8 protein-coding genes are annotated in these 14888 nt (G+C 66.1%); 6 read left to right on the plus strand and 2 right to left on the minus strand.

What is annotated here, in order from left to right; all coding sequences use genetic code 11:
- Both AB3M34_RS00840 and AB3M34_RS00845 read right to left on the minus strand, forming a co-directional pair.
- Positions 1–963: a hypothetical protein gene (locus tag AB3M34_RS00840; protein WP_370617184.1), complete on the minus strand. Its 963-nt coding sequence runs from the start codon at positions 961–963 to the stop codon at positions 1–3.
- Between the two features lie 252 nt (positions 964–1215).
- Positions 1216–3084, minus strand: coding sequence for a DUF262 domain-containing protein (locus AB3M34_RS00845; RefSeq protein WP_370617185.1), 1869 nt, complete (start codon positions 3082–3084; stop codon positions 1216–1218).
- A 774-nt stretch (positions 3085–3858) separates the two neighbouring features.
- Here AB3M34_RS00845 and recC point away from each other — a divergent pair.
- The 6 genes from recC (at position 3859) to AB3M34_RS00875 (ending at position 14767) form a co-directional block, all read left to right on the plus strand.
- Positions 3859–7224: an exodeoxyribonuclease V subunit gamma gene (recC, locus tag AB3M34_RS00850; protein WP_370617186.1), complete on the plus strand. Its 3366-nt coding sequence runs from the start codon at positions 3859–3861 to the stop codon at positions 7222–7224.
- Positions 7221–10577, plus strand: coding sequence for a UvrD-helicase domain-containing protein (locus AB3M34_RS00855; protein WP_370617187.1), 3357 nt, complete (start codon positions 7221–7223; stop codon positions 10575–10577). Before recC ends, AB3M34_RS00855 begins: the two co-directional genes overlap by 4 nt.
- Entirely contained in the window at positions 10574–12319 is a 1746-nt protein-coding gene (recD, locus tag AB3M34_RS00860; protein WP_370617188.1) for an exodeoxyribonuclease V subunit alpha, read from the plus strand. Before AB3M34_RS00855 ends, recD begins: the two co-directional genes overlap by 4 nt.
- 87 nt (positions 12320–12406) lie before the next feature.
- Positions 12407–12712 (plus strand): DUF2510 domain-containing protein, encoded by a 306-nt coding sequence (locus AB3M34_RS00865; protein ID WP_370617189.1) that lies wholly within the window; start codon positions 12407–12409, stop codon positions 12710–12712.
- 6 nt (positions 12713–12718) lie between these two features.
- Entirely contained in the window at positions 12719–13135 is a 417-nt protein-coding gene (locus AB3M34_RS00870) for a hypothetical protein (RefSeq protein WP_370617190.1), read from the plus strand.
- A 258-nt stretch (positions 13136–13393) separates the two neighbouring features.
- Complete coding sequence (locus tag AB3M34_RS00875; RefSeq protein ID WP_370617191.1) at positions 13394–14767, plus strand: CBS domain-containing protein; 1374 nt, start codon at positions 13394–13396, stop codon at positions 14765–14767.
- Positions 14768–14888 lie beyond the last annotated feature (121 nt).

A 14888-nucleotide genomic window follows, 5' to 3' on the forward strand; every position in this document is an offset into this window, starting at 1 on the left:
TCAAGGACTCCCGCTGATCGCATCTTGTAGCCTCCTCAGGTTCAGTTCGAGTAGTTCACACGCGAAGGTAGCGGCTGCTACCGACATTTCCGGGATCTCAAGCTGGCGCACGGGCTCGAGCACTGGTCGAAGGTCGAGCTCCATGATCCTGGACATCCACCACGCGCCGCCGTCGTGGCTGCACAAGGAGAGGCCGTGGGTCGCGTGGTCCACAAGCGTCCTTGGCCTGTCACGATGCTCGAACCGATGTGCCGTGCCATTGAGCGCCCATGCGTGTAGCGACAGGGGTTCGTCGAGGCATCTCATCCGCCTCTCGTCGGTCAGGTTATATCCAAGGCTACCTGCGTGATCGTAGGATGGGGCGAGTTGCTCCGGTTGTGAGATGAGCTGGGGGGTCAGAACTGCCCAGTTCTGCTCGTGGCGATCCCGGTTCGCAACGAGCGCATCCAGAATCAAGTATCCGACAAAGACATCGAAACCGTCCAACGTTGTCGGACCAGAGAACGTCGATGGCGCTGAGGTTTCACTCAGGGCAATCAGAATATTTGGAAGGGTGTGTCCCGGTCGCTTGACCAGTGGGCGACTTGGATCAACACCGGCATTTCCTTCGATGTGTGGGAAGTAATCTTGAATTCCGGCGCGCGTGAGGGCAACATGGCCTTCCCAAAGGGAGTGGCCCTCGGGTAGCACTGAAAGTGATAGGGACCCGCGCCGTCCGTTGCGTGTGCACAGCCGTGTCTTCGCGCAGGGTGCGCCAAGCAAGGCGCCAACCTGGGTCGAAACTACTTCTGCCCAATCTTCACCCTGCTCTACGCCGTTGGCGGGAATGAAGGTGTCTTTATGAAGCCATCGACTCGAGTCAACAGGATCCTCAACCCAGTTCGTGGGTGTAGAGCCCACAGGCTCAACTTGACGCACGATCCAGGCCGAAGCATCTACCCGCTCCCACTCGCTGACTGACACGAGCGATATTCTGCACGATCGACACCAGTGACACGAGGCTTTGCCCTTCCTGGTCGTTGAACGTCTGGTGCCCGCTTGCGGCCGCGCCGAGGATAGGCCCCCCTGTGACGCCACCCTGACTCGTTGGTTTGTGACTGATCGAGTGGCACGAGTTCAGTTCAGGAGTACGCCAAACCTTGAGCAACTGGAAAGCGCTATCAGGTGCGGACCCGTACTACAACAAGCCCGTCCCCAGAACCTGAACCTAGTCTTCTATCGATCCGGCCACCGCTTGAGTACGGCGGTCGTCAGCAGCTCGGTACGTGCATCGATAGTGCTGGGCCGCCAGCTGGGCTTTTTCACGCTGTCGTGCAATCGGAGCGGCGCGCAGGCGACAATCAGCTTCTTCTTTTCTGCGAACGGCTTCTTGCCATTGCGCTTGTTGTCGTAGTTGGTGACGGCTGTGAAGTTGCCGAGTACGTAGCGGCGCTCATCCATGTCGTCGCGGTTGACGCGCCACGTGCGGAGCTCTGCTTCCCACAGGGCGCCGATGTTCTGCGTCTGCGGATAGATGTGTTCCAGCGAGTATTGGTTCGAGCGGTTCCCGAATGGCATTGGATGTGCTCCGGCGCCAGCGAGCTGTCGCTCGGCCCCGCGCAGGATGGGCATCAGGACTGAGCCTGGGATGTCGAGCTGGACGGTCTTCACAGCGTCCAGCACCTGCTTGTTGCTCTTCCAGCCAGCGTCTTTCAGTGCGGCGACGAGCTTCGAAGGCGTGATCGGACGATCGATGGCTGCCGCAACTCCCATCATGGTTGCGCGGAGCGGACTAAGGCTCTCTCCGGACAAAATCGTCCTGACTAGGAACGACTCGATCTTGTTCACGATGGCGAGTAGATCCGCTGGCGGGACGTCGTCGATGAGTGCTTGAAGCACCAGCGGGACACCTGGCCCGCTCGACAGAGCCATCGTCTCGCGGATGAGTGCGAAGACATCGTCGTCGACCGAGTACTCCTTGCCGAAGATCGTCACGGATTGCTTCTGCCCGACGGCGATGGGATAGACGGCTGCGGCATCCGCTATCTGCTTTCCCCATGTCTTGTCGAAGGCCGCCTCGGACGTTTCAGTGACGGCGTACCCGATGTCTTCGATGACTCTGTTGACCCAGCGCCGATGCAGCGATTCGCGGCTCACTTTGTCTTCGCCCAGCGAGATCATGTATTCGTAGAGGAACTGTTCCTCCGACTCGGTGCGGAGCGCTGAGTAGGAAACCTTTGTGAGCAGATCCTCCATCGGCTGCCAAGTTCCTGCGTAGTATGCGTCGCGCTTCGTCGGCATACGGATGAAGGCTGAGTTCCGCAATAAATCGAACTGCCGGAGAGGCGTGCTCTTAGAGTTCATCGTCTCGAAGATCACGCTCGCCTCTTCGTCGTCATTTTCAAGGACAATCGATAAAAGCTTGAGGCCTTGCGTGAGCACAAGATGGAAAACGTCCGGTCGGACCTGTTGCGTTTTTGGTGCGCCCGGACCCCAAGGCACGTATGAACCGCGGGGCGGTGCGGTCTTCGTCCGCCGCGGCTTGGGAGGGATTGAGACTCGCGACTCGTGCAGTGTGGGCTCCCCGTTCCAGAACTGCCATCGAAAGAATCGGTACGCCTGGAGCAACGGTGAGTCGTAGTGGAGGTCCGGGATCTCGTCCCGACACTCGCCTCGGAGAATGACGTCCATTGCCGCTTGGTTCATCGGTCGGACTGTGAGTCGGGCACACGGTGCCCCGTACTTGGGCGTGATTGTTGTGAGCTCGTTGTCTGGTGGGATCACGGTGCCGTCCGTCTTCGAGACGTGGTCACGGAACGCGGCTAGGCAGACGAAGAGTGTTAGTAGCCGCTGTTGGCCGTCGATAGCCGAGAAGGAGTGGACGTTCGATCCTGTCGGTGCATCACGCGTTTCGAGAATCACTGCGCCCATGTAGTGAGCTGGACAAGGCTGATTGGACGCCGTGAGTTGGTACTGATGTGAAAGATCGCGCCAGAGGTCAACCCATCGCTCCTCATTCCACTCGTATGGACGTTGGTAGGCAGGAACGACGAGCTGAACGTCGCCATCCAGATAGTGACCAGCCTCAACCTGGTTTGGCCTCACCGGAACAACCTCTCGCGTGGGGGTGCACTCTGACGTCCGAAGTTAACCATTGGGGGCGTTAGGGTGGCAGTGCAATCGCGAAGCAGGTGTGGCCTCGACTTGACTCGGGTCCGGCCCGTTGAGGACGATGCCATGCCTCGGGCGGGAGTGGCCGCTGCCCGTCCGCTCCGCTCGAAGATGCATCCGCGGGTGGTCGTACGTCGCGGCAGCTGCCGACGGAATCGCCCGCCCGCGGGTCGAGCGCCGCGGCTGGTTGTCGCCCGCCTGGCACGCTCCGAAAGCCGAACGGTGCGCTACCTGTCACGCCATTGCTGACGCGGGCGAGATGACCTTGCTCCCCCGGATCCCTGGTCCATCACATGTGGCGATAGGACTTGGGCCGTCACTGCGAAGAGCCGCTTTGCCTCGCCCCGCCCGCGTTGGCGACGTCTACTTCGCGCGTATCCTCGCCTCCGGCTGGTGCTGGCATACGCGGCGACACTCTCGATGTGCCCGGTGCTGTCTCGTCCCACCCGCCGACCTGCTGGGTACGAGATGTCGGCGATTGCCGCGGCTCGCCGAGCGCAGGGTCGCCCGAAACCGTAGGTTCGTGTTCTGCTTGTTTGCGCCGACTGCCACCCCGACGACTGTCAAGCGAGTTCCCGCCGGCGTGAGAAGCCGCCACGGCGCAGCCCGGAGCTCCAGCGGCGTCTGAGGTCAGCTGGTGGAGTCCGGTGAGCGAGGAATAACCATCGAGGCGCCACGGGACGACGTCAGCTGACTAGAGTCTCTGCGGTGGGGATCAACGTGCACCGGGGCGACCAGCCGGAGGTGCTGGTGCGCGAGTTCGCTGCGATTCTGCGCGAGGACCCGGCAGATGTCTTCACCCCCGAGGTCGTGGTCGTCCCGGCGCGCGGCGTCGAGCGGTGGCTGGCGCAACAGCTCTCCCACGCGCTCGGGACAACGGCAGGCGATGACGGCGTCTGTGCGGGCCTGCAGATCATGGCTCCGCAGTCGCTCATCAGCATGCTGCTCGGCCGCGACCGCGACGATCCTTGGCAGGCGGATCGACTCGTGTGGCCCACCCTCGAGGCGATCGACGAGCTCGCCGGCTCCCCTCAATTCGACGCACTCACCCACCATCTCGGCGCGGGCCCCGAAATCACCGACAACCCGCGGGCCGAGTGGGAACGCAAGGCTCGTCAGTCGCGCAGGTACGCCGTGGCGCGCCGGATCGCCGGGCTGTTCGCGTCGTACGCGCGAGAGCGCCCCCGCCTGCTGGCGGACTGGGAGGCCGACGTCCCCTCCGACGGCGTGGGCGGCACGCTGCCCGACGACTTCCTCTGGCAGCCGATCCTGTGGCGGCGCACCGTCGAGCTCGTCCGCGAACGGCACGACCTCACCGAGTCGGTCACCGAACGCCACCGGCGCACCGTCGACGAGCTCTCCTCGGCGTCACAAGACCTCGACCTCCCGCAACGGCTGTCGTTCTTCGGCTACACCCGCCTCGCCGCCTCCGCCCGCGAGCTGGTCGTCGCGCTGGGCGCCTGCCGCGACCTCCACCTCTGGCTGCCTCACCCCTCGCCGCAGCTGTGGGCCTACCTCGACGGCCACACCTCCGCGGGTTCGCGCGCCGACGACCGTACGGCGCGACACGCCAACCACCCGCTGCTCGCCACGCTCGGACGCGACGTTCGCGAGCTTCAAGCGGTCCTGACCATCGACGGCGTCACCGTTCACGACCCGCTTGACTCCACGCCGACGACCAGCACAGACCGCCTCGCCCTGCTCCAAGCTGACATCCGCGCCAACCGCGCCCCCGACGAGACCCGGACCACTACGGCCGACGACTTCTCGATCCAGGTGCACGCCTGCCACGGGCCGGCCCGCCAGGTCGAGGTGCTCCGTGAGGTCCTCACCGCCCTCCTCGCCGACAGCGAGGGCGCGCTGCAGCCGCGCGACATCCTCGTCATGTGCCCGGACATCGAGACGTTCGCGCCACTCATCCAGGCCACGTTCGGACTCAGCCTCGTCTCCACGCCGGGCACGAGCCCGACCTCGCACCATCCCGGCCAGCAGCTCCGCGTGCAGCTCGCCGACCGCGCACTCGGCGCGACCAACCCGCTGATCGACCTGGCCCATCGCGTCGTCAGCATCGTCGCCGGGCGCATGACCGTCTCCGAGGTGCTCGACCTCGCGAGCCACGAGGCCGTACGGGCGCGGTTCGGGTTCGACGAGGAGGACCTGGAGCGGATTGGCCGGTGGGTCACGGACGCGGGAGTGCGATGGGGGTACGACGCGGGTCACCGCGGCGAGTACCAGCTGGCCGGCCTCGACGCGAACACCTGGACGCGGGGCATGGACCGGATCGCCCTCGGCGTCGCGGTCGCCGCCGACACCGACGGCCCGTCAGCGGCGTGCGTACCCGTCGACGACATCGGCAGCCGCGACATCGAGATCGTCGGCCGGTTCTTGGAGCTGATGGAGCGGCTCAAGCGCGCCGCCGACGCCGTACGCGGCACCCTCTCGGCCGCTGCGTGGATGCGATGGCTGCGCGACACCATCGAGGCGCTCGCCGACACCCCTCCCGATGAGCAGTGGCAGTTCGCTCAGCTCGCCCGCGACCTCGACGCGATCGGCGAGACGGCCGGCGACCAAACGACCCTCCGTCTCAACGACATCCGGGTGCTCCTCGACCAGCGGTGGGGTGCACGGCCTACCCGAGCGAATTTCCGCAGCGGCGCCGTCACGGTGTGCACGATGGTGCCGATGCGCTCGGTGCCGCACAAGGCGGTCGTGGTGCTCGGCGTCGACGACGGTGTCTATCCGCGCTCGCCCGTGGTCGACGGCGACGACGTCCTTGCTCGCCGTCCCCAGGTCGGCGAACGCGACGCTCGCAGCGAGGATCGTCAGCTCTTGCTCGACGCCGTGATGGCGGCCAGCGAGCACTTCGTGGCGATCTACTCCGGCTTCGACGAGCACAACGGCACCCGCCGCCCGTCGGCCGTACCCCTGCAAGAACTGATCGCCGCCGCGGCCCGTACGGCGACGGCACCGGGCGACGACGATGCCACCGAGCCGAGCTTCGTACGACACCACCCACTGCAGGCGTTTGACGAGCGCAACTTCCGGCCCGACGGACCGGTGTCCGGGGGCACGTTTGACAGCGCCGCCCTCGCGGGAGCTGAGGCGCTGCGTGCCTTCCGCGCGGACCCGCCTGCCAAGCAGGCGTTCCTCGACAAGCCCCTGTCGCCGCAGACCGCCTCCGATGTCACGCTCGATGAGCTGGTGGCGTTCCTGCAGAACCCTGCACGCGAGTTCCTGCGGAACCGCCTCGACGTCGTGGTGCCGCGCGAGGCGGACGAGACGCACGACTCGCTGCCGATCGCCCTCGACGGGTTGGAGCAGTGGGACATCGGGGAGCGGGTGCTGCAAGAGGTGCTCGACGGCACGGCGCTCGAGGACGCCCTCGACCGGGAGGTCGTACGCGGAAGCTTCCCGCCAGGCGCGCTGGGCCAGTCCGTACGCGACGACATCGCGGCCAACGTGACGGCGATCGGCGCCGACCGTGACACCGACCCGCCGCGGTCGGTGGACATCCGGCTCGACCTGCCGACCGCCGGGGGCGGCGACACCGTACGGCTGACCGGCGTGGTCAGCGCGATCCATGGCGACACGGTGTGGGTACGCACGTACTCCACCATCAGCGCGAAGCACATCGTGGCCGCGTGGGTACGCCTCCTGGCGCTCGCCGCGACCGAACCCGAGCGCGAGCACCGCGCCGAGCTGCTCGGCAAGAAGGGCGGCCTCCGACTCACCTCACCCGATCCGGCAGAGGCCGAGGCGCGGCTCGCCGACCTCGTACAGGTCCGGCAATCCGGGATGCGATTCCCGATGGGCGTCGCCCCGAAGACCGCGAGCGCGTTCGCCCTCGCCTATCGCAGGACTCAGCCCGGCGACCCGTACGGAGTGGCGCAGGCGCTCGACCGCGCCCGTCAAGTCTGGGAAGGCGGCAGGTACTCGGGCGAGAACGACGACCCGTGGTGGCGATTCGTCCTCGGACCGCAGTCGCGAGTCGAGGACCTCAACCGGCTCCGCGGCCTCGAACACTTCGGGCCGCGCATCTGGAACCCGATCCACGAGCACGGGGGTGAGGCATGACCGACGCGATGACCAGCTTCGACATCACCGCGCCACTCCCGTCGGGGACGACGCTCATCGAGGCGAGCGCGGGCACAGGGAAGACGTGGACGCTGTCGGCGCTCGTCGTCCGGTACGTGGCCGAGCAAGGCCGGTCGCTCGCCGAGCTGTTGATCGTCACCTTCAGTCGCGCGGCCAGCCAGGAGCTGCGCGAACGTGTCCGGGCTCGGATGGCGGAGTCGCTCGCCACCCTGCAACGGGGCGACGCCACCGAGGACGTCCTGATCAACCACCTCCGCGACTGCACCGCCGATGAGCTCGCGCTGCGCATCGATCGCCTCGCCACCGCCGTGGCCGACTTCGACACGGCGACCATCGCGACCATCCACCAGTTCTGTCACTACGTGCTCAAGGGCCTGGGCGTCGCCGGCGACTCTGACTCGTACGCCACGCTGGCGGAGGACCTGACCGAGCTGCAAGCAGACGTCGTCGACGACCTCTACCTCGCCGAGCACGCGACGGGCGCGACGCTCGACTACAAGCAGGCCCAGACCGACGCGCAGATCGCACTCGACAACCCCAGCGCGGTGCTGTCGCCCGCCAACCCCACTGGGCCCCTCGCAGCACGGCTGGCCTTCGTCGAGAAGGTTCGTGCCGAGGTCACGCGGCGCAAGCGCCGGGCGGCCCTGCTCGGCTACGACGACCTCCTCAGCGAGCTCGCCGACGCGTTGGAGGCCGACGGCAGCCCGGCACGGCGGCGGATGCGCGAGCGCTGGTCGGTGGTGCTGGTCGACGAGTTCCAGGACACCGATCCGGTGCAGTGGCAGGTGTTCTCCAGGGTGTTCGCGACCGACGACGAGGGGTTTCGACTCGCTTCGCTCGCTCAACCAGCGGGGGGTAAGACGCTCGTCCTGATCGGCGATCCGAAGCAGGCGATCTACGCGTTCCGCGGCGGCGACGTGGCCACGTACCTGCTCGCCGCGCAGACGGCGACGACGCGGACGTCGCTGCCGACGAACTACCGCAGCGATGCGCCGTTGGTGGATGCGCTGCAACGGCTGATGGCGAACGTACAACTCTCGCCTGGCATCGTCGCCCACCCCATCACCGCCCAGAGGACGGCGCACCGACTTCAGGGAGCGCCGGACAACAGCCCGCTCCGGCTGCGGGCGATGCTGAGCAGCAAGAAGCTCGCGATCGGGACGGTACGAGAGAACATCTGCGCTGACGCCGCCGCCGACATCGCACGGCTGCTCACTTCCGGTGCCACGTTCGACGGCTCGCCGGTCCGGCCCCAGCACATCGCGGTCCTCGCGCACACCAACCGCGACCTGCACGGCATGCGGGCCGCCCTGCGCAAACACGGGATCCCCTCCGTCCTCGTCTCGAGCGAGTCAGTCCTTCGTACGACTGCCGCCGAGTGGTGGCTGCACCTGATGATGGCGCTGGAGCAGCCGCATCGTCCCGATCGCCTGCGCCTGGCAGCGCTCACGCCATTCCTCGGGTGGACGGTGGAGCAGCTGGATGCCCAGGGAGACCAGGGGACGGAGTCGATCTCGGCGCAGGTACGTTCCCTGGTCGCGGCGTTCCACCGCGGTGCGATCGCCGCGGTACTGGACGTCGCGCGCAGCCAGGGCCTCGACGCGCGCGTGCTGTCGCAGGTCGGTGGTGAACGCGATCTGACCGACATCGAGCACTGTGCCCAGCTCCTGCAGGAGCACGTACTCGACGGCACCGGTGCGCTTCCGAGTCTGGTCACCTGGCTGAGGCAGCAGAGCGCCGACGACACTGCGGCCACCGCGGCGTCGCGGATCATGCGGCTCGACTCCGATGCCCTGGCCGTCACCTTGTCGACGATTCATGGCAGCAAGGGCCTGCAGTATCCGATCGTCTACGCGCCGTTCCTCTTCGACCACTGGATGACGGACGACCCCACTCCCGCGATCATCCACCGCGACGGGCACCGGGTGCTCTCCTTCGACTCGGCCGAGGTGAACCAGCCCGAGCACCGGTCCGAGGCGCTCGGGGAGAACATGCGCCTGGCGTACGTCGCGATGACGCGGGCGCAGTCGCAGGTCGTCGTCTGGTGGGCTCCCACCTGGAACACCGCCAACTCGGCCCTGCACCGGCTGCTGTTCGGGCAGGCCGACTCTGCCGACCAGCTCGCGTCGCTGCTCACGGGCCGTGCTCAAGGCGGCGATGGTGCCGTGGTGACTCCCGCTGAGCGGGTGTCGGTGAAGAACGGGACCGTCTCCGAGGAGATTCTTCAGACCTGGGCCGCTCACGGCGTGTTCAGCCTCGCCACCGTCGACGGCGACCGGAGCGCCCCCGAGGTCTCCGCCGTGCAGGCGACGACACCCCTGGCCGTACGGACGTTCGACAGATCCTGGGTCGATCGGGTGTGGCGGCGTACGTCGTACTCCTCCCTGACCGCGGCCTCTCACGACTCGGTTTCGGCCACCTCGGAGCCCGAGGCCGATGCGGTCGGGCGAGACGACGAAGAGCCCCTCACTGTCGTGGCCACGGGCGAGGTCGACGGCGCCGACATCCCCTCGCCGATGGCGCACCTGCCGGTCGGCACCACGTTCGGATCCCTGGTGCACGCGGTGCTGGAGGACGCCGACTTCCAGGCCGACGACCTGCACCGTGACCTCCTCGACCGGATCCACGAGCACCTGGCGTGGTGGCCGGTCGACGTGGACCCGGACGCGCTGGCCACGGCGCTCGAAGCCGTCTGTACGACGCCGATGGGGCCGCTCGCGGATGGCGTGAGCTTGGTCGGCCTGCCTCGGACAGACCGGTTCGCGGAGATGGACTTCGAGCTCCCCCTGGCCGGTGGCGATCGCCCGCACGCGAACGCGCACCTGCGATCGATGGCGCCGATCCTGCGTGACCATCTCCCGGCCGACGATCCGCTGCGCGCGTACGCCGACGCCCTCGACGGAGAGGAGCTCGGTGGTCAGGCCCTGCGGGGCTATCTGACGGGCTCGATCGACCTGACCTTCCGGCATCAGGGCAAGTTCTACGTCGTCGACTACAAGACCAACTGGCTCGGATCGTCCGACGCCGAGCTGGCCCTCGCCGACTACGCACCCGCCCGGCTGGCCGAGGCGATGACCCACTCGACCTATCCGCTGCAGGCGATCCTGTACTCGGTCGTGCTCCACCGCTACCTGCGCTGGCGGCTACCGGCGTACGACCCCGACCAGCACCTGGGCGGCGTCATGTACCTGTACCTACGCGGCATGGCCGGCCCCGACACTCCTCTGGTGGACGGCCATCCCTGCGGGGTTTTCTCGTGGCGTCCACCGTCGGCGCTGCTCGAGGACCTGTCGGCCGTGCTGGACGGTCGTACGCGCGAGGAGGCGCGATGACCGCGACGATCGGCGACCCAGCCGTCAGCGTCACTACCGAAGGTCGGCTGAAGACCCTCAACGACGCGGGTTTCCTCGACGGCAGCGACTGCGTCGTCGCCACCCGCATCTGTCGCCAGATCGGTGAGGAGGTGGATGGTGATGCTGCCCTCGCGCTGGCGTTCGCGGTTCGCGCTGTCCGTGACGGTTCGACTGCGCTCTCGCTCGACGCGGTCGCCGCGCTGCCTGCGGATCTCGATGACGAGGACGAGGACGACGCCGACCTTCAGCCACCGACCGTGGGTGAGACAGTCACGCTGACTGAGCCTGGTCGATGGCTGGACGCCGTACGCTCCAGTCCTCTCGTCGCCGAAGGGGTGCTGCGCGTCGATCTCGGCCTGGTGTATCTCGACCGATACCACGCTGACGAGCGGCTCATCGCCGACGCTCTGCGCATGCGTGACACAGCGTCCGTGCCGCCGGTGGACGCCTCTGTGGTCGAAAACGTCGTACGAGACAGGGAGCTGGACGAGGCACAGAAGGCGGCCGTACGCAGCGTCGCCGAACGCGCCACCACCGTCCTGACGGGCGGGCCCGGCATGGGGAAGACCTACACGATCGCGACCGCCATCCGTGCGTTGGGCGATGGCAGCGGGCAGACGCTCCGCATCGGTCTCGCCGCTCCCACGGGCAAGGCCGCGGCGAGGATGAACGAGGTACTGCAGGACGAGCTGGCCCACGCCGCGTCGATCAGCCCCGCGATGACGCTGCACCGCATGCTGGGCAGCAAGCCGGGCAACAGCCAACGATTCCGGCACGACGCCCGCAACCCGCTGCCGCACGACCTGGTCGTCGTGGACGAGGCCTCGATGGTCTCGCTGAGCATGATGGCGCGGCTGGTCGAGGCGCTGTCGCCGTCGGCTCGGCTCCTCCTCGTCGGCGACCCCGACCAGCTGGCGTCCGTCGAGGCCGGCTCAGTTCTCGCCGACCTCGTACGCGGCCTCGAGCCCGGCGGGAGTGTCGTACGACTGACGGAGAACCACCGGCTGCGTGACGACCGTGCCGGGCTTGCGACCGCCTTCAGGACCGGTGACGCGGACGCTGTGATCGACGCCGTCGACACCGCCACCGACGGCATCGAGTTCATCGAGGCGGACGAGCCGTCCCTCGCCATGCTGCCGCAGGTCGTCGAGCATGCCGTACGCCTCCGCGAGCTCGCCCTGGACGGTGACGTCGACGCTGCGCTCGACCACCTGGCCAAGCTCCGACTCCTCTGCGCACACCGCACGGGGCCCTTCGGGACCCGGCGTTGGAACCAGCTCGTCGAGCGGGCGCTCGCCGAGCGGGCTCCCGAGGTGTCGCTGCAGTCGATGTACATCGGTCGACCGATCCTGGTCACGCGCAACGACTACGGCCTCGGCGTCCGCAACGGCGATGTCGGCGTCATCATTCGTGGGGACGACGGCCCGCTCGCTGTCCTCGAGTCAGCATCCGGCGTCCTGTCGCTCTCGCCCTGGCGCCTGTCCGACATCGAGACGATGCACGCGATGACCGTGCACAAGGCTCAAGGGAGCCAGGCCGAGAACGTCGTCATCATCGTCCCGCCACCCCGCTCACGCCTGCTCACCCGCGAGATGCTCTATACCGCGGTCACTCGCGCGGAGCGGCATCTGACAATCGTCGGTAGCCGCGAGGCCGTACGGCACGCGGTCCGCGCAACCGCTCAAAGGTCCTCCGGCCTCGCCGAGCGGCTCGCCGACTGAGACCACATCGACCACTCCCTGGTGCCATTGACAGCGAACTTCGGATTCGCTCGACGCCAGCATTGAGACTTCTCTACGCTCACGAATGTGACGACTGACGGCCAGCCACCTCCCGCACAATGGTTCCCGGATCCACAGGACCCGATGCGGTGGCGATGGTGGGACGGCACTCAATGGACCGATGCCACCGCTCCACGCGAGTCGCATTCCACTGCGCAAGCGGTCGAACTACCCGCGAAGCAGCGCAGCCGGTTCGTGCGCGAACTAGTCGGCGACAAGGAGGAGCGAGCCGCGGCGAAGGCCAAGCGGCTGGCAGCGCGTGACGAGGCCAAAGAGCTCCTCCGCGCACAGTGGAGCAAGCCATCGCCCCGCACCCCGCGAGCGAGCCATTAAGGGGTGATGCCGTCGATCGCGCAGATGCTGGCCGAGCTCGAGTTGGAATCACTTCGCGAGCCGCTCGATGAACAGGTAGAGGTCGCAGGAGAGACCCACCACATTGCAGGCATCAAGAAGGTGTTCCGAGGACGTGGGCTTCCGATCCCCGGCGCGGGAATCGAAATCAACGACGCAATGTGCGTGCTGATCCCTGAGCCGTGGAACCCGCACGACCGCCACGCCGTCGCTGTCGCAATCGACGGACACCAGGTTGGGCACCTGCCCGCGACGCTCGCCCCGGACTATGCCGAACCTCTCGCTGTGGTTGCACGCGGCGGCTACCTCGTCACAGGCACTGCGCGCATCTGGGCCAAGGACGACGGGTCCGGCGTGGTTCGCGCCCGTGTCACCATTCTGATTCCGGAGGCAGTCGAGCTGTGATTCCTACCGAGCTTTGCGCATGCCAGCGGCAAGGCCACGGTCGATGCGACCAGCTGCTCTCGTTCCGACCTCGCCCGGGTCGAACGCTGCCCGAATTGTCTGGTCACGAAACGCGTCGGGGTACTTTCTCGGTGCTACCAGGACTCTCATCGTTGCGGGAATGAGAGCCCAAATCGCATCCGACACGAGACACGCAGTTTCTCGGCGGGTACGTTCGAACTTGCATGGCACGCTTGAATTTGGCGAGTGGAGAATTCCGTGGACGAGAACGAACCGCGAGACGCTTACCTCCTAAAGGGCCGCAGGGTGCTGATCTCCGACCTGATCAGCGCGAGCCTGCTCGAACCCGGAACGGGGCTGGTCTTCAAACGGCCGCGTCTTGGAATGACCTATCACGCCACCGTCACCGAGGATGGAAAACTCGCACTGCCGGACGGCCGAGCGTTCGCGTCGCCATCCCGTGCGGCAATCGTTGCAGCTGGCGGGTCCTTGGACGGGTGGCACGCGTGGCAGGTCGCGCCTGACGGAGAATTCTTGGACGATCTCCGGCAGCGGTTGTTGGATCGCGTTGCGGGGGTCGCGAGATCACACGAATCTGGTGACGGAGATGTGCCGAAGTGGCAATCGCATTACGACTTCTTGCGTAACGCTCGCCGACTAGCTGAGGATGGCTCTCCCATTGAAATTCGGGTCCGCGATCTCTTGTCTCTGTGGGGTGCAAGCGGTAGAACGCAGGCTGCCAGCGAGCAACTCGCCGCAGATCTCGATAACCACGGACTGACGACCGAACCGCACTTCTTGAAGATAGGGATTGACTCATACGTATTGGTGGTTGAGCGACCCACCGAGAACGAAGAAGCCTTCGTTGGGGCGAGTGAGGAAGCGGACCCGGAGTCTCCGGAGAATGATGCGGACGTGGGCCTCACGTTGGGTAACATCCCCTCCGCGAACCTTGGAGTGGAGGCCATAACGCCGCAGGCGACATACGAAGAAGCGATCACTCGGATGCTCCTTAACGATTATTCGCAGCTTGCGGTAATGACGGGCCGCCGGTCAGTGCCCGACGCTGTCACCTGGCAGTCGATCGCTCGCGAACGTCACGTCCATCCGCAGGGCGGTTTGGCGGGTGCGGTGGTCAGCGCCACAACCTTGTCGTACGACACCGAGCTCATCGATGTACTCCGCATACTAGAGTCGGAGGATTTCGTGTTCGTGAAGGATATGACAAACAAGGTGACTGGAATCGTTACGACCACCGACGTTGTGCGCGCCTATGGTCAACTTGCAACCCCCTTCTTCCTTATTGGCGAACTGGATCAACTGCTGCGGCGGGTTATTGCGGACAACTTCACGATGGACGAAGTGCGCTCCACGTGTGCCGGTGATAGCGGCCGTAACTTGCAGACCTATGATGAGCTTACAATGGGAGATTACGAATACATGCTCCGGAATGGAACTCATTGGTCCACCCTTGGTTGGCCGTTGGACCGGGCGACCTTTATTGCGCGGCTGTCGGAACTTCGTGAAATCAGGAATGACTTGGTGCATTTCAATCCAGATCCTCTTCCGGAACACACCGTAACTCAGATTCGATACATGATTCAGGTGCTCAAGAAGTATGCGTCAGCGTAGCCAATAGCAGCTTGTGGAGCGGCCGAGCCAGACTCTCTGTGCCCGGTTCGCGCACCTGTTCAACCGAGGGCCGAGAATGAGCCGCCGCTCGCTTCGACACGGTGCGATCCGCGCCGTCAGG

The sequence above is a fragment of the Mumia sp. Pv4-285 genome (assembly GCF_041320275.1).
In the GTDB taxonomy this organism is placed as follows: Bacteria; Actinomycetota; Actinomycetes; order Propionibacteriales; family Nocardioidaceae; genus Mumia; species Mumia qirimensis.

What these genes read in the sequence shown, in the direction of transcription:
- AB3M34_RS00870 (WP_370617190.1), top strand. Translation starts at nt 12,719, where the DNA reads ATGCCGTCGATCGCGCAGATGCTGGCCGAGCTCGAGTTGGAATCACTT.
- recD (WP_370617188.1), top strand. Translation starts at nt 10,574, where the DNA reads ATGACCGCGACGATCGGCGACCCAGCCGTCAGCGTCACTACCGAAGGT.
- AB3M34_RS00855 (WP_370617187.1), top strand. Translation starts at nt 7,221, where the DNA reads ATGACCGACGCGATGACCAGCTTCGACATCACCGCGCCACTCCCGTCG.